At 44.0% G+C, this 21,603-nt stretch carries 8 protein-coding genes; 7 read left to right on the forward strand and 1 reads right to left on the reverse strand.

The genetic code is table 11. The annotated features are described in order from the left end of the window. The first annotated feature begins 15 nt into the window (after positions 1-15). The 7 genes from Q0R52_RS22830 (at position 16) to Q0R52_RS22860 (ending at position 19,994) form a co-directional block, all read left to right on the forward strand. Positions 16-1,968: an FtsX-like permease family protein gene (locus Q0R52_RS22830; RefSeq protein ID WP_295799022.1), complete on the forward strand. Its 1,953-nt coding sequence runs from the start codon at positions 16-18 to the stop codon at positions 1,966-1,968. 288 nt (positions 1,969-2,256) lie between these two features. Next, on the forward strand, positions 2,257-6,411 hold the full coding sequence (locus tag Q0R52_RS22835; RefSeq protein WP_295799025.1) for a two-component regulator propeller domain-containing protein: 4,155 nt from the start codon (positions 2,257-2,259) through the stop codon (positions 6,409-6,411). 421 nt (positions 6,412-6,832) lie between these two features. Next, positions 6,833-10,120 carry a TonB-dependent receptor gene (locus Q0R52_RS22840; protein ID WP_295799028.1) on the forward strand — a complete coding sequence of 1,096 codons (3,288 nt, stop codon included), beginning with the start codon at positions 6,833-6,835 and terminating at the stop codon, positions 10,118-10,120. Between the two features lie 10 nt (positions 10,121-10,130). Beyond that, on the forward strand, positions 10,131-11,975 hold the full coding sequence (locus Q0R52_RS22845; protein WP_295799030.1) for a RagB/SusD family nutrient uptake outer membrane protein: 1,845 nt from the start codon (positions 10,131-10,133) through the stop codon (positions 11,973-11,975). 95 nt (positions 11,976-12,070) lie between these two features. Next, positions 12,071-15,406, forward strand: a complete 3,336-nt coding sequence (locus Q0R52_RS22850) for a VCBS repeat-containing protein (protein ID WP_295799032.1) — start codon at positions 12,071-12,073, stop codon at positions 15,404-15,406. A 4-nt stretch (positions 15,407-15,410) separates the two neighbouring features. Then, a complete protein-coding gene (locus tag Q0R52_RS22855) occupies positions 15,411-16,745 on the forward strand; it encodes a vanadium-dependent haloperoxidase (protein WP_295799035.1) in 1,335 nt (444 codons plus the stop codon). A gap of 66 nt (positions 16,746-16,811) precedes the next feature. Next, on the forward strand, positions 16,812-19,994 hold the full coding sequence (locus Q0R52_RS22860; RefSeq protein ID WP_295799038.1) for a glycoside hydrolase family 2 TIM barrel-domain containing protein: 3,183 nt from the start codon (positions 16,812-16,814) through the stop codon (positions 19,992-19,994). 265 nt (positions 19,995-20,259) lie between these two features. Here Q0R52_RS22860 and Q0R52_RS22865 read toward each other — a convergent pair whose 3' ends face one another. Further along, positions 20,260-21,591: a sugar porter family MFS transporter gene (locus Q0R52_RS22865; RefSeq protein WP_295799040.1), complete on the reverse strand. Its 1,332-nt coding sequence runs from the start codon at positions 21,589-21,591 to the stop codon at positions 20,260-20,262. Positions 21,592-21,603 lie beyond the last annotated feature (12 nt).

Raw genomic sequence — 21,603 nt, forward strand, 5'->3', positions numbered from 1 at the left:
CATTATCACAAACTTATGAAGTGGCCAATATTCCAAACTGATTTAGCCCTTGCAGCGTCACAGGACCTTTTCAGATATGTAGCCTCAGAAAAGCTCATCAAGTTAATTGACAACCAGCTGCTCACTACGCAGGTACTGGAAATCGATCCTAAGGAACAATATCCAGACGGGGGATATATCTATAACGCATCCTGGTTCTCGTTTTTTATAGCCGAAAGTTTGCTGAAGATTACTCCCGAACACAAAGCAAAATTTTTTGCCTTGCTTGCCGATTTTTATAGTCCGTTCGCGCAAATATTTGATGGGAAGGAAACCTTTACGGCCAACGAATCCACCTTCAATTTCTTCTTCCGCCTGCCTGACGAGCATATTTTAATGTTCCCGCTCGCACTTCAATCAGTTCAAAATCTGGTTAACCGGACCGAAATGATCCTGGATATCATCACCGGTATTTTATCGGGAAAAGACGAGCACAGATTGAATGAGATCAAGCAGGTCTATGTACAAGATAATAAAGTAATATATCTGGTTTTTAATGGCGAAACATTCACTATCAGGGATCCGCTACAGGAAGCAGCCGACCGCTTCAATAAGCGGTACATGGAAAACACCGACAAGCGTGTTGCAAAACCAGATATTATTCTCCATGAAAGCAACCTTAACAAACGGTTTACCTTCAGCGCCAATTGGGTGCTGCAATTTGACGGCCTGCATACCATGATGGTCAGGCCAAATGGCCTCAGTTTCATCACCGCTATTATTACCGGCAGTTATCCGGCACTCTACTTGTCGTCATTTAAACCTGTAAAGGTATTGAAAGGGGCGTTCCGGGTGGGGCGGCTAGCTTCGGCCCCGCGTAAAGTACTGGTGGTACTTCAGTTTACCGTTTCCATTGTGCTGATCATCGGAACCATTGTAGTTATCCGGCAGATACTTTTTGCCAAAGACCGCCCTGTAGGCTACAGCCAGGACAGATTGGTTGCAATACCCGTCCGGACTATTGAACTCCACCAACATTTTGAGGCGATAAAACAGGCCCTTGCAAGTAACGGCACGATAACGGAAATGGCCGAAGCAGATGCTCCACCTAACAAACGTGCTGGTACTACCGGCGGCGTGGGATGGCCTGGAGAAGACCCTAACCTGGATGGCAATTTCGGCCAGGAGGATATTTCATACGATTATGGCAAAACCATTGGTTGGGAATTTAGCGCAGGCCGCGATTTCTCACCGTCATTCCCTTCCGATTCATCAGCGGTGATCATCAACCAGGCGGCAGCTGATTTTATGACCATGAAAAAACCGACAGAAAACTACATAACCTTTTATGGCCAGAAGTTTAAGATCGTAGGCGTAGCTAACAACACCATTAACCGGTCGCCTTATGAACAGGTGCAACCAATGGTTTATTTTTTAGCGAAATGGGCCGGAGGTTGTTTACTGCTAAAGATAAGTCCGAAAATGAGCGCCGGTAAAGCTATTCACAACATCGCTGCTGTTTTAAAAACCGAAAACCCGGAACAGCCATTTGAATATCACTTCGTTGACCAGGAATATGCTAAAGAATTCGGTGATGAGGAACGCCTGGGTAAGCTGGCTACTGTTTTCGCCGGGCTGGCAATATTTATCAGCTGTCTCGGTTTGTTTGGCATGGCATCGTTCATGGCCGAACAGCGCATTAAAGAAATAGGTGTACGCAAGGTGCTTGGCGCTTCAGTGTTCGCCCTGTGGCAATTGCTATCGAAAGACTTTGCCATACTGGTGTTTTTGTCAATAATCATAGCCTCGCCTGTGGCTTATTATTTTATGCACAACTGGCTGCGTAACTATCAGTATCACACCGATGTCGCCTGGTGGATATTTATCGTTACAGCTATTGGCGCTATACTCATCACATTAATAACGGTAAGCTTCCAGGCCATAAAAGCCGCAATGGCAAACCCGATAAAAAGTTTGAAGACAGAATAACAAGCTATGTATGCCGGCTTTTTTATTGTCCCTTAAAGGAAGCCTTTTATTAAAATCATGACTAATTGTGATAGATGACCTTTCCAACGGCCCCGTCGGCCTTATCCCCTTATCCCCTGGCCAATCCGAATTATTAGGATTATGCTTGCTTATTTTTTCATAAAAAATCATCTTCATTTAATATCAATTCTAAAATTTTTAATAGTTTCTGGATGTTAAAATAATTTAATTATTAGTTTTGGTTAAAGTGATGTTAAAAACAGCGCTGTTTTACCAATTAACTAATTTATGAGAAAGGCCTGCTTAATTATACTTTGTATAATTTGTGAGACAATTGCATATGCCCAGCAATCATATAACAGGAAGATTTTAAAATACTCCTCCAAAGATGGCCTTTCTTACGGTTTCGTAACAGGTATCGTACAGGATGACAACGGTTTCATCTGGTTTGCTACCGAGGATGGGCTGAACAGGTTTGATGGTATAAATTTCAAAGTTTTTAAGCATAATGCGTCTAACCCGAATAGTTTACCCAGTAATTATTTAGATTTCCTTTATAAGGATGCAGAGGGTGATATATGGCTGTCTACGCGGCAGGGTATTTACCAGTTTGACACCAATACCGAAAAGTATGTAAAGTTTAAACAGGCGGCAAACATACTGGTAAACGATTTGACCAGTATTACTGCCGTAAAAAATACGGTATGGTTTTCTACTTACACCAGGGGTGTCTTTTCGTACAATAAAACCACCGGCATTTTTAAAAATTTTAACCTCAAAAATATTGAGCCGGCAATTTCTAACTCATCTACCTACGTCTACCAGGATTCGAAGGGATTATTGTGGGTTGGGGCCGAGACAACCACATCTGTTTTTAATACGAAAGGTGGACAGGTTAAAAAAAGTCTGAACAACCAAATGCCATTAAACCAGGTTCCGGCAGGGCGGGTGAATGCAATTACTGAAGATGAATTTTCGAACATTTGGATAGCAACAAATAAGGGCCTTGCAGTTTATAAAAGGGCTCAAAACAAAATATTGGTATTTGAAGGCCCACGTTACCAAATGCGCAGTAACAATTTTTCATCGCTGCTCCAGGATAATGACCATAATTTGCTTATCGGCCTGCAGGATGGAGGCCTTTACCGGCTCGACCTGCAAAAAGCAAACCAGACGGATTTTGAAAACGTATCCATCCAGCCGGTAAAAACCGACGACAATTTTACCGTAACTGAACGTACCGTATTCAGGCTTTACATGGATAAGGATAAAAACGTATGGGCCGGTACCTATGGCGACGGTGTATATTTATTAGGTAATGTGCCGGGTATATTCAAGAAGTTTCAGAATAAATTGCGGGACGCCAATAGCACGGGCTATTTACGGTACTATGGCATGTGTATGGACGATGAAGGGTATTTGTGGCTTGGCACCGATGGAGACGGGATATACAAAAAGAAACTTAATGGCGAGGTTATTCAGCATTATTTTGCCGATGTTCCGGGTGCACCACTAAAGAACGTTGCTATTTTAGCCGCATACAAGTCGCGCAGCAATGATCTATGGTTCGGTTCGTACGCACACGGCTTATTTAAGTACGATAAAAAGACCGGTAATTTTACCAATTGGACGCATAACGCCAGCGACCCATCGAGCTTGTGCAGGAATGATGTACGAACTATTTTTGAAGATTTGGACGACAACATCTGGCTGGGTACAAATAATGGCGGCATAAGTGTTCTGCCAAAAAACGGCACAAAATTTATTAACTATTCTACTGCCAACAACGCTTTACCCGGCAACAATATCAGGGCCATATGCGAGGACAATACCGGAAAAATATACGTAGGCACTTATGGTAATGGCTTGCTTTGTTTTGATAAACAGCAACATAAATTTTCCGCTTGCTTCAGTAGTAGCCAGTTAGCAGCATTTTTGCCAAGCAAGGTTATTTATTCACTTAAATGCTTCGGCAGTAAATTGATGATTGGAACGGAAAGCAACGGCCTTATTATTTATGATTTAGAAAGCAAAGGCATAAAACGGTTTATGGAAAGTGATGGGCTGGCAAATAATACCATAAACGCAATACAGCGCGACAGCAAGGGCAATATATGGGTAAGCACTAATAAGGGGCTGTCGAAAATTGAAAATAAAACGGGCAGCATTTTAAATTATGATGTTTCCAACGGTTTGCAGGCAGGGCATTTTAGCCCAAGTTCGTCTATGTATAGCGCCCGGGATAACTTTATTTGCTTTGGTGGTACCGAGGGCTACAATATTTTTTTTCCGGATGATGTAAAAAGAAGCAATTTTAAGCCAAAGGTGCTGATAACCGGCCTGCAATTATTTAACAAAGACGTAGAGGTCGGCGAAAAAGACCACATTTTAAGCAAGACGATTAACAAGGCAGATGAAATTGTTTTAAAACCCGACCAGTCAGTATTCTCTGTTCAATATGTAGCTTTAAACTACCCCTATTCAGACAAAAGCGAATTTGCATACCGTTTGGTAGGGTTAGATAAGAATTGGAATTACGTGAAAACGCAAAAGTCGGCCACCTATCGATACCTGGAACCCGGCACATATGTGTTTAAGGTTAAAGCATCCAACCAGGACGGTGTTTGGTTTGATGATTATGCTGCAATAAACATTCGCATTTTACCGCCATGGTACAAAACATGGTATGCATGGTTATTTTATGTTTTATTTGCCATAGCGATGGTTTATTACTACTTGCGCTATAAAAATAACCAGTCGAAGCTAAAGTACGACATCAGGCTGGCACATATAACAGCCGAACAGGAAAAAGAACTAAATGAGAAAAAGCTTTCATTTTTCACAAACATCTCGCACGAATACCGCACGCCGCTTACTTTAATTATAAATCCGCTAAAGCAATTGCTTGCAGATAAGGAAAATAGTCCCGGCGATACAAACGCATTGAAAGTAGTTTACCGTAATGCAAAACGTTTGTTAAGCCTTACCGACCAATTGCTGCTTTTTAGGAAAGCAGACAGCGGCGGAGATAAGCTGACCATAGTAAAGCTTAATATTGTTGAGTTATGTAAAGAAGTAATCTTATACTTTGATTTCCAGGTAAAAACAAAGAATCTGCAAATCGAGTTTAATAGCGACAATGCAGTAATTGAAGTTTATGCGGATCGGGGGAAAATTGAAATCGTGGTTTTTAATCTAATCTCGAATGCCATAAAATTCACCCCGGATAACGGTAAAATAAGCTGTGGGATTATTGAGGATAGAGACAGTGTAACTATCCGGATAAAAGATTCAGGATATGGCATAAGTAAGGAAATAGGCGAAAAGCTTTTTGACAGGTTCTTCCAGATCCAAAACATCAGCCAGTCGCACGGCGGCGGGTTTGGAATTGGCCTTTATCTCGTGAAAACATTTATCGACAATCACCAGGGCCGCATAGGTTATGAAAGCGAGGAAGCTAACGGCAGCACCTTCAGCGTTACCCTTTTAAAAGGCAAGAAACATTTTGGAGACAATTTGATCTTTGAAGATACGACTGAACCTTCTATCTTCCTCGACGAGCTGATGGATGAAGAGGGGTTGATAACAGAAAGCGAGTACCTAAACCAGGTGCCGGCAGATGCTTATAATGCATTGGTAAGTTCGAAAAAGGTATTGCTTATAATTGAAGATAACCCCGAGGTTAGGCAATACATTGTACAGATATTCAGCTACGAATACCACGTTTTTGAGGCAGATAATGCAAGCGACGGCTATAGTATGATTTGTGAGCTTATGCCAAGTTTAGTAATAAGCGATGTAATGATGAATGGCTTTAGCGGAATTGAACTTTGCAGCCGTGTAAAAGAAGATTCGGCTTTAAGCCACATTCCCTTTATTTTATTAACTGCAAATGCACTACCCGAAATAAAACTAAAGGGGATAGAATGCGGCGCTGACGACTATATAACAAAGCCATTTGAAAAAGAGGTGCTGGTTGCGAGGGTTAACGGACTGATAAAAAGCCATGAAAACCTGCATAAATATTTTTATAATGCTATTACGCTAAAATCCAATGGTCACAAGATACCCGCTGAATACAAGGAGTTTCTGGAAAAATGTATAGCTATTGTTGAAAACCACCTGGAAGACGAGCAATTCAGTATTAAAAATCTGTCTGATGAAATAGGGATGAGCCATTCTAATCTTTACAAAAAAATTAAGGCCATATCGGGTAGGTCGGCAAATGAGTTTATCAGGTATATCAGGTTGCGCAAGGCTGCCGAACTGATGTTAAATTCTGACGTTACCGTGGCTGAAGCTGCTTATAAAGTTGGTATCAATAATGCCAAGTATTTCAGGGAGCAATTCAGCAAGCTGTTTGGCATGAATCCTTCAGAATATATAAAGAAACACCGGGGGCAATTCAGCCCGGCAGGTAAACGGTTTGTTACAAAACTTTAGAATTAAAATCAGCTTTTCCGGATTATTTTATTCAAAAAGTAGTTTATCCGGCGCATTTTATTAAATAGCCCCCCTATAATTACGATTTACCCCCCCTTTTTAGTTCGCTATTATCACCAGATTAGCGTTGCCAATAATACCTGTATCTTTTACATTAATTAATTTAATAAGCATTTGTACCACCCGGAGGAATAAACCAGGCTGGTAAAATAGGCGGTTTAACTATAAATGTATTTTATACGGTTATAGGCCCAAAGAAAAGCAAATACCAATATGCGATTCATAAACCCAATTATTATTAACCTAAAAAAAACAACAAAATGGAAGAAAAAAAATGCCCTTAACCCTAAAAGTGATTGTATGGCGATTATTCAATTGCCGCTAATTAGAACCTATCAATTTCTCATCTTAAAAATCAACTATGCAACATTTTTTATCTAAACAAGCACGCATTTTATCGAAGCGCTCAAAGGTAATATCAGGCTTCCTGCTGGTATTTCTGCTGCTTACCGATATTGCGAATGCAGCTGTGAGCAGTAAAACTAAATTATTGATGCCCGCAAAAAGGGCTTCCGGTTATAATAACACCATTGCCGCTCCAATAAACATTAAAGGAAAAGTAACCGACCAGGCCACTGGCGAAACCCTCATCGGTGTTTCGGTGAAAATCAAGAACACCAATACCGGGACGCTTACCGACGTAAACGGTAATTTCGCACTTACTGCACCTGATAATGCAACTTTAGTGGTATCTTACATCGGTTATAGTACATTGGAGGTACCTGTGAATGGTCAAACAACGCTCGATATTAAATTACAGGCCTCGGCAAAAGGCCTTAATGAGGTTGTGGTTGTAGGCTACGGTGTACAAAAGAAAGCCACTCTTACCGGCGCAGTAGTAGCGGTTAAGGGCGATGAACTGATAAAGTCACCCGCAACCAACCTTTCCAACTCAATTGCCGGGCGTATGGCCGGCGTTACTGCCACCAATTCAAGCGGCGAACCCGGTTATGATGGTTCAAATATTCGTATCCGCGGTACTAATACGCTGGGAAATAGCGACCCACTGGTGGTAATTGACGGGGTTCCGTCGCCTGCCGGCCAAAACACAATTGACCGTATAAACCCGGCGGATGTTGAAAGTATCTCGGTTTTGAAGGATGCATCAGCAGCCATTTATGGTTCCAGGGCGGCTAACGGCGTTATCCTGGTTACCACAAAGCGGGGTAAAACTGGCAAGCCCGAAATCTCTTATACTTATAACCATGGCTGGTCGCAGCCAACTGTTATTCCTAAAATGGCTACTGCAACTGAGTATGCTACTTTGGCGAACGAAATTGACTTATACAACCTGCCATCGCAATACTGGAGTGCTGCATCTGCCGCATTTAAATCAACAGGAAGCTTTACCAGGCCAGACAACGGTGCTACTTCTTCAGCTTCATTTCAGCCGTCCGACTTTAAAAAATTTGCCGACGGATCTGACCCATGGGGGCACCCTAACACTGATTGGTTTAAGGCCACTTTAAAAACCTGGTCGCCGCAATCCCGTCAAAACATACAGCTATCGGGCGGTACAGAAAACGTAAAGTATTTAACTTCGATAGGATACGAAAGCCAGGACGGTTATTACAAAAATTCAGCAACCGGCTACAAGCAGTATGATTTTCGTATGAACCTTGATGCCAAAGTAAATAAATACGTAAGCACTTCGTTCGGCGTATCAGGCCGCCAGGAAAATCGTTTCTTCCCTAACGGTGGTGGTGCGAGCGATATATTCAGGATGCTGACGCGTGGTTACCCTAATAAGCCGGCGTACTGGCCAAATGGGTTACCGGGGCCAGATATTGAAAACGGGCAGCAACCCGTATTGATTACCACTAATAAGACAGGCTATAATAAGGATACACGTTACTATGTTCAGACCAACGGAAAAATCGAGATCACCGTACCGGGCATAGCTGGATTGAAATTTACCGGCAACGTAGCACTGGATAAATACTTGCAACAAACAAAAGCCTGGCAAACCCCCTGGTTTGTATACAGCTGGGATAATGTACATTATGAGGCCGATGGCAAAACTCCTGTGCTAACCAAGGTAGCCCGCGGTCCGGCCCAGGCAAATCTTAGCCAGGGGTCTGATGACCAGTTTAGCAGCATGCTGGAAGGCATAGCAAGCTACACCCACAGTTTTGGCAGCCATAACATTGTAGTACTTGCAGGTGTAACCAAGGAAAAATCAAATGATAGTTACTTTGGCGCCAACCGTAAATATTATAGCTCAACGGCTATCGATCAATTATCTGCAGGTGGTAACGCTGAGATAGGCAACTACGGCGGAGCTTGGGAAAGGGCTCGTTTAAGTTACTTCGGTAGGGTAGGATATAACTATAAAGAGAAGTACCTGGCCGAGTTTTTATGGAGGGTGGATGGATCGTATATTTTCCCCGAAAATCATCGCTTTGGCTTCTTCCCCGGCATCTCCGCCGGATGGAGAATTTCGGAGGAGAATTTCTTTAAAAACAATGTGAAGTTTATTCAAAATTTAAAACTTCGCGGGTCATGGGGCCAATTGGGGAACGACAACGTAATTAACCCCGCCACCGGACAGTTGGATGAATACGCATTCCTTTCCCTATATAACATTGGTTCGTACATAATTGGCGGCGTGCCTGTACAAACGTTGTCTGAAGGCATAGCACCGAACCCGAACTTTACATGGGAAGTTGCCAATAACAGCGATGTCGCATTAGAAGGTACCACGTTGAACGGAAAACTGGATTTTGTGCTGGAGGCTTTTTTAAATAAGCGTACCAGTATATTATGGCCTAAGTCAGGAACCATTCCTGCCACCGGCATACCCGGTAACTTGCTGCCCCCTGTAAATTATGCAAAACTGAGCAACAAAGGATGGGAATTTCAATTGACGTACCATGATAATATTGGTAGCCAGTTCAGATATAATGTAGGCGTTACCGGCAGCTATGCAAAAAACAGGATCGATTTGTGGAATGAAGCTCCTGGAGCACCTGCATGGCAAAAATCTACCGGACATCCTATTGGAAGCAGCCTGTATTATGTGTACAAAGGTATATTTGCTACCCAGGCTCAAATTGACGCCAATAAAATTGATTACAGCGGCGTTGGTGCCAGCACCCTGCGCCCCGGCGACATGATTTACGAAGACGTAAACGGTGATGGTAAAATTACAGGCGATGACCAGGTAAGGAACGATAAAAATAACACCCCTACTTTCCAGGGAGGTTTAAGTTTTGGAGCACAATATAAAAACTTCGATTTAACAGTTTTATTCCAGGGCGCAACAGGCGCACAGCTTTTCTTTCAAACAGAGTCGGGAACTATTGGTAACTACACGCAGTACAGTTATGACCATCGTTGGACTGTTGATAACCCAAGCACAGTTTACCCGCGCACCGTCGACCGTAATAACCAATATTTCTCAAATGGAAATACCTACTGGCTGTTGAATATGAATTATATCAGGCTTAAAAACGTTGAACTTGGCTACACCATTCCATCTACTATCAATAGAAAGATAGGCTTGAGTAATTTACGCTTCTATGCAAACGGGCTTAACCTGGCAACGTTAGCAAAGCAGCATATATATGATCCGGAATCAACCAGTTCAGACGGGCACTATTACCCACAGTCAAGGGTTATCAATTTGGGAGCAAGTGTAAAATTTTAATTTGAACGATATGAAAACATTTTTAAGAAAGATCTCAATGCTAACAGTTGTGTTGGGAGCGCTGCTTACGTCGTGTAAGAAGGAGTTTCTGAATACAACGCCATTAAACCAGGCATCGTCGGCAACCACCTGGGCAGATCCCAACCTCTCGCAGGCTTTTGTAACGGAGTTGTACAACGGTCTGTATGAAGGTGAACTTAACCAGGAAAACCTCGATTGCCAGACAGATAATGCACTCTATAATTTTGGAAAAGAGAACATAAACGAAGGGAATATAAGCCCGGCCAACACGGGTAACGTACCCCATACATACGAATGGGGGAACATGTACGCCCGGATAAGGTCGGCAAACATTGCTTTAGAACAATTAGCCAAGTCGCCAATTGATAAATCACTTGCCGACCAGCTAACTGGCGAAACTTTATTTATGCGTGCTTATTATTACAATCAACTGCTGCGTTATTACGGTGGTATTCCACTGGTGAAATCGTCTTATTCGGCCAGCGCGACTGACTTTACTATTGCCAGGAGCAGCTATTCGGATTGTGTTGATTTTATAGTAGGTGACCTGGACAAGGCCAACACCCTGCTGCAAGGTAAGTCCCTTGACAAAGGGCGCGCCACAAGTGATGCAGCACTGGCTTTAAAGGCCAGGGTGTTATTATATGCCGCCAGCGATTTGCACGACATGCCAACCGCAAAGGCAAAATCGACCCTTATTTCTCAATTTGCGCACCCTGAATTGTTAGGCTACGTAGACGGTGACCGTGCCGCCCGCTGGCAAAAAGCACAGGACGCTGCAAAAGCGGTTATGGCTTTAGGTAAATACGGTTTTAAACTTGATTTAAGTGCTCCTGACGCTAATGGTTTTACAAATTATCAAAACTCCTATTTATCGAGAAATGGCGGCGAGGCTGAGCTTTTGTTCGCCCGTTATTTTGCTAACGCCAAAGACGAGTGGGGTGCATGGTATGCCCGCAACAACTGTACTAACGGTTACCACGGCTGGACATCGAGCGAACCGACGCAAAACATGGTTGATGATTATGAGATGATGGACGGTACCAAGTTTGACTGGACTAAACCAGAACAAGCTGCAGCTCCTTATCAAAATAGGGATCCCCGCTTTTATGCTTCTGTATTGTATGACGGTGCCCCATGGAAACCTCGTACACCAGACGGCGCTGGTATTGACCCTTACAATGAGATACAGATGGGCACTTATCAAACAGGCAGCGCAGGCAGCGCAGTAACTTACTTTGGTTTGGACACAAGAAACGGGCCTATCGAAAACTGGAACGGCACTCGTACCGGTTATGCCATCAGGAAGTTTATGGACCCTAATCCGGCGATTGTTGATAATAACACACGCCAGGAAGTGCCATCGCCTATGATAAGATACACCGAGGTTGTGTTTAATTACATAGAAACATGCCTGGCCTTAGGCCAGGAAGGAGAGGCGAAGACCTGGCTCAACAGGATCCGCTTCCGCTCGGGAATGCCCGCTATTACCGATGCAGGGGATGCCCTGGTGCAGCGCTACCGGAACGAACGCAACGTGGAAATGATGTTTGAAGAGCAACGGTTTTACGACGCCCGCCGCTGGATGATAGCGCCGCAAACGCTTGGAAATAAAGCAAAAATAATGAAGATTACAGGTACATTAAAGGCTGGCAAAACGGTTAGTGTTTACAGGTACAACACCGATAACTACAATTATACTTATACGGTGCAGGAACTTGACCCGGGAGTGGAAAACCGCAGCTGGAATGACAAAGTTTATTTCCCGCCTATTTACAGGGATGAGATGAATAAAAACAATAAGTTAATTCAGAACCCTGGTTATACTAATTAAAAAGAAACAAATTCTGTATATTTAATCTAAAGAATGCCGGGAGCAAAATACCGGCATTCTTTTACTTTTAGCCCCTTACTTAAACGAAAAATTTGGTGAATATTTACAGAAATACATTTTTTCAATTGCTTTTTAGCGGAATTGTGATAGTAACCGGTTGTACCCATAAAACTGCCGATAATGATGCTGCCGCCGAAAACGGCAAACCCCTTTTCACCCTGCTGTCGCCCGAACAAACCCACGTGGATTTTAGCAATACATTAACTGAAGGACTAAACACTAACGTGTTGATGTACGAATATTTTTATAATGGCGGCGGCGTAGCCGTTGGCGACCTTAACGGCGACGGCCTGCAGGATTTATATTTTACCGGTAATATGACTGATAATAAACTTTATATCAATAAAGGGCATATGCAGTTTAGCGATGTTACCGCCTCCGCCGGCGTAGCAGGCAGGCCCGGGCCATGGAAGACAGGTGTAACAATGGCTGATGTAAATGGCGACGGTAAATTGGATATTTATGTTTGTTACTCGGGAAATGTGCGGGAAGAACATCGCGAAAACCAGCTGTTTATTAACCAGGGCAATGACAAGGACGGCAATCCACAATTTACCGAAGAAGCCCGCCAATATGGGCTGGCAGATGCGGGGTACAGCACCCAGGCTGTGTTTTTTGATTATGACCTTGACGGCGATCTCGATATGTTTTTGCTGAATCATAGCCCCACCCAGTTACCTGTATTGGATGAGGTTAATACCGTGGCAGCTTTAAAAAAATCAAACTCGTTTAATGGAGTAAGGCTATACAGGAATGACAATGGTGTTTTTAAAAATGTAACCGAACAGGCAGGGATAAGCAGCTCTGACCTTACTTATGGGCTGGGCGCCGCCATAGACGATATTAATGGCGATGGCCTGCCTGATATTTATATATCAAATGATTATACCATTCCCGACTTTATGTACATCAACAACGGGGACGGCACTTTCACCAATAAGCTGCAATCGTCGTTGGGCCATACTTCCCAGTTCTCAATGGGGAATAATATTTCGGATATAAACAACGATGGCTTGCCCGATATTTTTACGCTCGACATGCTTCCCGAGGGGAACCACCGGCAAAAGTTATTATTCGCGCCGGATAATTATGAAAAGTTCGACTTGACGCTTCGTACCGGCTTTTATTACCAGTATATGCGCAATATGCTGCAAATTAATAATGGAAACGGCACTTTTAGCGAGGTGGGCCAGTTGTCGGGTATCTCAAATACCGATTGGAGCTGGGCACCGTTGTTCGCTGATTATGACAACGATGGCTGGAAAGACCTTTTTGTAACAAACGGATATACCCGCGATTTTACAAATATGGACTTTATGAAATATATGGGCGATTATTTGAAGGACAGGCGATTAATGCGCAAGGATATTTACAACCTGGTGCAGCAAATGCCGTCGTCGCAGGTAAGCAGCTATTTTTTTAAGAATAACGGGAACCTGCAGTTCACCAATACCAGCACGGCGTGGGGTATTACCCAATCATCAAACAGTAACGGAGCTGCGTATGCCGACCTGGATAACGACGGCGACCTTGACCTTGTGGTTAACAATATTAACCAGCCTGCTTTTATCTATCAAAACGAATCCGACAAGCAATCCGGTAACCATTACCTGCAGCTAAAACTGGAAGGTGCCGGTAAAAACACCCAGGGAATAGGGGCCAGGGTCACTATTTATATAAAAAACAAGTTGCAGTACCTTGAGCAAATGCCGAGCCGCGGATTTCAGTCCAGCGTGTCGCCGGTACTGCATTTTGGCTTGGGCAAGGATAAACAAGTGGATTCGTTACGTATAATATGGCAAACCGGAGATACGCAGCTTATACAGCACATTAATGCTGACCAGCAATTGGTACTGAATGAAAAAAATGCCGCAGGCAAATATCAGAAACCCCTGGCTGACAAGTCCATTTTTACCGAGATTCCATCGCCTGTAAATAACAAACAGAAAAAAAACGATATTAACGACTTTAAAAGGCAACCGTTGATGATAAACCCGATGTCATTTTCCGGTCCGTGCGTTGTTAAGGGCGATGTAAACGGCGATGGTTTGGAGGATGTTTACGTTGGTGGAGAAGATGGCAAATCAGGGGCCTTATACTTGCAGCAGGCAAATCAAACATTCGTTTTAAAACCAGTATCAGCATTTGAAGAGGATAAAAAAAGCAACGATGCAGCAGCGCTGTTTTTTGATGCCAATGGCGATGGTAAACCAGATTTGTATGTAGCTTCAGGCGGCTATGGCGACATTGTGCCCGGAGACCCGGCATTGCAGGACAGGCTTTATATTAATGACGGGAAAGGTAATTTCACCAAAGCAAAAAATAGTCTGCCTAAAATATCAGGCAGCAAAAGCTGTGTTGTAGCTGCCGATATCAACGGCGACGGATATCCCGACTTGTTTGTGGGAGGAAGAGTAGTACCGGGAAGGTATCCTGAAGCACCGCAAAGCTATATCCTGGTAAATGATGGCAAAGGGCATTTCAGCGACGAAACAAACAAATACAACCCGCAATTACAGCACATAGGCATGGTAACTGATGCTGTATGGGTAGATATAAACGGTGATAAAAAGCCCGACCTTGTTTTAGTTGGCGAATGGATGCCCATTACTGTATTAACTAATACCGGTAACCAGTTGGTAAATAGCACCAGCACTTATTTCGATAAGCCGCAAAGCGGATTCTGGAACAAGATACTCGTTGACGATTTTAACCACGACGGGCACCCGGACTTTATTGCCGGCAACCTTGGGCTTAACACACAATTTAAAGTTTCGGATGCGGAACCTGCAGAGATGTATTATAAGGACTTTGACGACAATGGCGCGGTCGATCCGATTTTTTGCTTTTATATTCAGGGTAAAAGTTACCCTTATGTAACCCGCGATGAATTATTTGACCAGATGAGCATTATGCGTAATCGTTTCCCGGATTATAAGAGTTACGCAGATGCGTCACTTACAGACATATTCACCCCTGTGGAATTAAAGGGCGCGAACCATTTATACGCAAATAATCTTTCCACTACTTGTTTTTTGAGCGATTCAAAAGGTAAGCTGCATACTGCTGCATTGCCCCTGGAGGTACAGTCGTCGCCAGTTTATACCATAACAACTTTAGATTACGACCACGACGGTAATGATGACCTGCTTTTGTGCGGCAATATTAACCGGGCAAGGCTCCGGATCGGAAAATACGATGCCAACTACGGTCTGCTGCTAAAAGGCGATGGGAAAGGGCATTTTAAATATATTCCGCAGTTAAAGTCGGGATTTAAGCTATGGGGCGATGTGAGGAGCGTGACCAAGGTAAATAATACCCTGTTGTTCGGGATTAACCAGGTTGGAGTAAAAGCCTACAAAGAAAACTAAGCAAATGAGATTTAAAGCATTTTTAATAATAATCCTGCTTACAGTTGGCGGATTGTTTAATAGTTGCAATAATAAAAAACAACCTGTATTAACCAGTGCTGATATCACCAAAGTAATAAACAGGGTAACACTCGGAATGGTACATGACGTTACCAATCCGCCATTGGCTGCGCGTTTTTTTGCATACACTTGTCTTGCCGGTTACGAGGTAGTGGCAGAGAATGACAAAAGCATAAGAAGCATGCAGGGCGTTTTAAATGAATATCCTGATATCAAAAAACCTGCTTTTGCAAAAGGCTACAATTACCAGCTTAGTGCGTTGATAGCCATGATGGAAACCGCAGGTAAGATGCAGCCTACAGGTAGCTTAATGATAAAATATGAGGAGCACCTGTTAGACTCATGCAGGAAAATTGGTTTTACCGACGAGGTTATTGATAGTTCAAGACATTATGCTGCTGCTGTAAGCAAGCAAATACTGGCCTACGCAAAAAAGGATAAATATAACCGCATTAGTAACTACAAACGATTTTCACCTGCCCGTGCAGACAGTACCTGGGACCCAACTCCGCCGGCCTATATGGCTGCGGTTGAGCCGTATTTTAATACAGTAAGGCCAATGTTTATCAATTCATCCACCCAGTTTTTACCCGGGCCGCCTATTTCTTTTTCTACTGATAAAAACTCCGCTTTTTATAAATTTTTGCTGATGAATTATAAGGCAGGTGCAAACGATTTAACCCCGGAACAGAAGAATATTGCCAATTTTTGGGATTGCAACCCCTTCGCTTTACAGGATAACGGGCACATGCTGATCGGGTTAAAAAAGATCTCACCCGGGGCGCACTGGCTGGGCATTACCGGCATAGCATGCACCCAGGCTAAAACAAGTTTCTCAAAAGCAATGGAAATCCACACCGTAGTGGCGGCCGGCCTGCTTGATGCTTTTATATCCTGCTGGGAAGATAAATACCGCACTAACCGGATCCGGCCTGAAACTGCCATCCGCAGATATATCGACATAAACTGGAAACCATTACTGCAAACTCCGCCATTCCCCGAATACATCAGCGGCCATTCAATTGTTTCTGCTACATCGGCTGTTATCCTGACGCATTATTTGGGTGATAATTTTCAATATTCGGATAATATAGAAGTAAGCTACGGTGTTCCGCCCAGGCATTTCAGCTCCTTTATGCAAGCTGCAAAAGAGGCGGCCATCTCTAGGTTTTGGGGCGGCATCCACTTTATGGATGCTATCGATAATGGCGTTGCCCAGGGCGTGAAAATTGGCAACTGGATAGTAGATAAAACAGGCGCACCCAAAAAAACATCATAACGCCGGGGCTCTGGCGGCACACCCATGCATCATATTGCACACCATCAATGAAAACAAAATAAAGTCATGTTTAAAAAACAAATTACAAAGCATGCGCTGATCTTATTTTTTGCACTTTGCTATAAAATAAGCCCGGCCCAAATGAAATCGGCTAGCTGGTTGTCAAAAAACGACACCGCATTTATCCCTAAGGAAATAGAAGACCCTGAATGCATCGGCATAAATAAACAGCCGGCCCATGCTACTTTAATGCCTTATGCCAATTTAGCCGAAGCCTTAAAGGCAAACCGCCATGCATCAACGTATGCCAAGACGCTTAATGGCCAATGGAAGTTTAATTGGGTTGGCTGGCCGCAACAGCGCCCGGTTAATTTTTACAAAACAAACTACAAGGTTGATAAATGGGCCGAAATAAAAGTGCCCTCGAACTGGCAGATTGAAGGCTACGGTACGCCATACTACAGTAATTACAACTACATTTTCCAAAAGGATTTCCCGCATGTAATGACTACGCCGCCGGTTAGCTTTACTGCTTACAAAGAAAGAAATCCGGTAGGTAGCTACAGGCGTAATTTTGTGGTGCCTGCCAACTGGCATGGGCGCCGCATTTTTGTAACCTTTGATGGCGTTGACGCCGGTTTTTTTGTTTGGGTTAACGGTAAAAAAGTGGGCTACAGCGTAAATAGCCGCAATGCCGCCGATTTTGATATTACCAATTTTGTGAAGCCCGGCAACAACATGATTGCTGTTGAAGTGTACCGTTTTACCACCGGCACCTACCTTGAAGACCAGGACATGTGGCGATTAAGCGGAATATTCAGAAACGTAACACTATGGAGCTCGCCACAGCAGCATATTCGCGATTTTTTTGTTAAGACAGATTTTGACGCCGGCTATGATAATGCAACGGTTGAAGTTACGGGTAAAGTAAAAAATTTCGGCACTACATCTACAAAACCACGCAACCTGGTTGTGGATTTGTATGATGGCGCTAAGCTGGTGGATAACGCCAAAGCGATGGCAAAAATTCCCGCTTTGAAGCCGGGAGAGGAAATTGCCTTAACGGTGCGCATTCCGGTGGCGCATCCGCGTAAATGGACCGCTGAAACCCCTGCACTTTATACCACCGTTATTTCCATAAAAGACAAAGATCAAACGCTGGAGACCTTATCGACCCGTACCGGTTTTCGTAAAATAGAAATAAAGGGGAGGTTGTTCCTGGTAAACGGTGTGCCGGTGAAACTGAAAGGCGTTAACAGGCATGAAAACTGGCCTGATGTGGGGCATGCCATTACAGAAGACCAGATGATGAAGGACATTGTGCTTATAAAGCAGGCAAATTGCAACCATGTACGAACCTGCCATTACTCTGATGACCCGAGATGGTACGAGCTGTGCGACGAATATGGCATTTACCTGGTTGCAGAGGCAAACTTGGAGTGCCACGGCGCCTGGGACGAATTTAACGAAGACCCAAGGATAAAAGCCGCAATAATAGACCGGAATGTGGCCAACGTGGAGAATTTTAAGAACCACAGCTCAGTAATTATATGGTCGCTTGGAAATGAATGCGGCAGCGGCGGCTCGAATTTCAGGGCAGCATTAAATATTATTAAAAACATTGACCCGGGACGGCCAACTCACTACCAGGGATTCGGCATCGGCGATGAAAACCCCGCCGACATGGACAGCGAAATGTATACAGGCCTTGGAAACGTTGAAAAATACGCCACCGATCCTAAACTGACTAAACCATTTTACCTGTGCGAGTATGCACATGCCATGTTTAATTCGATGGGCAGCGTGGCCGACTATAACGACCTGTTTGATAAATATCCCAATTTATTGGGTGGCTGTATATGGGAGTGGCAGGACCAGGGCATCTACAATAAGTTTGACCCTAAGCACCCGATCATTGCATTTGGCGGCGGTTTTGGCGAAACGCCCAACGATCATTATTTTATCCATAAGGGCGTGGTGTTTTCCGACCGTACCCCAAAGCCGCATTTCCCGGAATTAAAGCACGCTTATCAATGGATCAGCGTTGTCCCGGTCGACCTGGCAAAAGGAGTTATAAATATCCATAACCGCTACCAGTTTATCAGCCTCGACGATTTCGCCGCCAACTGGAGCCTTACCGAAAACGGCGTGGAAATAAGCAATGGAGTTTTACCGCTGGGGCATATTGCACCGGGCAAATCGGAAGATGTTAAAATTCCAAACCAGTTTACACCGAAACCCGGTGCAGAATACTTTTTAAGGGTTGCATTCACCACAACTAAGGATGAGCTTTGGGCAAAAAAAGGATACGAAATAGCATCGCAGCAACTTGCCTTGCCTGCTGCCAACGCAGTTGCGGTCGAAAGCTCGGGCAATAGAAAAGAGCCGGTTAATGCATCGGATGATGACAAAAACATTTTTATAGCTGCAAAGGATTACAGCCTGGTTTTCAGCAAGACCAAAGGCACTTTTACCGAAATTAAAAGCCATGGCAATAATATGCTCACAAACCAGGGCGGGCCGATGCTGCATTTGTGGCGCGCGCCGCACCGTAACGATGATATGTGGGCTGATGACTTATGGAATAAATACGGCCTTAAGAAATTAACATGGACGGTAGCAAAGGTATCATACAAACAAAAAGGTGATGATAATGTAGAAATCAGCGCCGAACTGGAAGGCAAGGGGAGGAGTGGCTTTTCTATAAAACATAAAGTTAATTACCAAATAAACGGAGATGGAACCATAAAGGCAAGCAACGACCTGTCGTTCAGTGACGAAGCCGTTCCACTGGCAAGGGTTGGCGTAAGATTTATGTTGAACAAAGGCTATGACCAGTTTGATTATTTCGGCAGAGGACCGATGGAAAATTACATCGATCGTAAACAAGGTTTTGATGTGGGCCTGTATAAAAGTACAGTTAAGCAACAATTAACACCATATGAAAAGCCGATGGAGGCCGGTAACCACGAAGATATACGCTGGGCGCGGGTAAGCACCACAACAGGTTCATCATTGACAATTAAAAAGGACACAGCCCTTCTGCAGGTTTCAGCGTTGCCTTATAGTGATGAAGAGATGGAGAAAGTGGAGTACCGTATTGACCTGCCGCAAAGCCAGGCAACAGTTTTATGTGTGGATGCCCGCACGCTGGGTGTCGGCTCCAATTCGTGTGGACCGAGGCCGCTTGCAACATGCACGCCGATGTCCTCATCGCAGAAGTTTAGTTATGTTATAAGTATTAAATAGGAGAAAAACGGCTGGAACATATTCCTTCACAGGCTAAGAAGCCGCTTTGCGAAAGCAGAGCGGCTTCTTAGATAAGGATCGATGCGAAAGCCATGATAGCACCGTGATTTTCCTAAGCAGTAAAAAAACGTTTCGATATTCTCTCAAATAGCCATGATTTCTGAAAAACTGAGCCAACATCAAATAAAGGGGGATTCATGAGTTCGGCACCTCTACTGGACGCTCTGCTCATTTTTACTTTAGTGACTGATGTGTATTTTAGCAATTAATGCATTGAGACTGCTTGCTCCACCTCCTCCAGGTTTTTCCCCTTCGTTTCTTTTATCCGCAATAAAGTAAATAAAAACCCGGCTGCGCATATTCCCGCGTAGATGTAAAAGGTGTACTCCTTCAAATGTTCAAACAAAACAGGGAAAGTGAACACCAATATGAAATATGCAAGCCAAAGACTTACTACCGCTACAGTAATAGCGGCAGCACGCACGCCTACCGGAAAAATTTCTGAGATAAGCACCCATATCACCGGTGCTAAAGTCATGGCGTATGTTCCGATCGCCGCTAAAAGCAATCCCGACAACATGCCTGATCCCGACTGCAATGCATGAACAATAAGTACATATAACAGGCATAGGCCACCGGCCCCTATCAGCATCAGCGGCTTCCGGCCCAGTTTATCAACCAGGGCCATAGCCAGAATTGTAAATACCAGGTTTACAGCGCCAATGAAAACGGTTTGCAGAAGCTGATCGTCTTTTGACGCACCGATGCTTTCAAATATTTTCGGCGCATAGTTAAATACGGTATTTATACCGCAAAATTGCTGAAATACTGCGAGGCCGATCCCGGTTAACAGCGCGGGTAAAACTGCACGCTTAAATACTGCAGTATAATTAATCCTGGCAGTGCCGTTCATTGATTTTTTGATCATCGAGAAGGATTCAGCGACGTATGTGCTATCTCCCATTTTACGCAGGATTATTTCAGCGGCCTGCTCTTTGTTATTACGAATAAGCCACCGCGGGCTCTCCGGTAAAAAGTATGCCCCTATTAAAAACAATCCCGATGGTATCACACCAAGGCCAAACATAAGGCGCCACGCATCGGCCCCATTGTTCCGCAATGCATAATTGACCAGGTTGGTAATGAGGATACCCAAAACAATGGTAAGTTGGTTCATCGCCACCAGCCGTCCCCTTATAGCTGCGGGAGCTATTTCGGAAATATACATGGGCGATAACATAGACGCCATGCCAACGCCGGCGCCTGCAGCAAACCTTGCTACCAGGAAAAGGTCGCGGTTTGGCGCAATTGCCATAGCAAGCGACGAAACAGCAAATAACGCTGCCGCGAGCATGAGGCCCGGCCGCCGACCATATTTATCTGCTACCTGTCCGGCGAGTATACAACCTGCTATTGCCCCGATGGCTAAGATGCCGGTGGCGAATCCTTCCCAGTAGGCATCGAAAATAAATTGCTTTTGCAAAAACGGTAAAGCGCCTGATATCACGGCAAAATCAAATCCGAATAAATAGCCGCCCAATGCCGAGATAAAGGAGATGCCTAAAATGTACCGGTTCTTAGTATTTGATTGCTGCATTTTTTAAACTTA

The organism is Mucilaginibacter sp. (assembly GCF_025359345.1).
Classification (GTDB): Bacteria; Bacteroidota; Bacteroidia; order Sphingobacteriales; family Sphingobacteriaceae; genus Mucilaginibacter.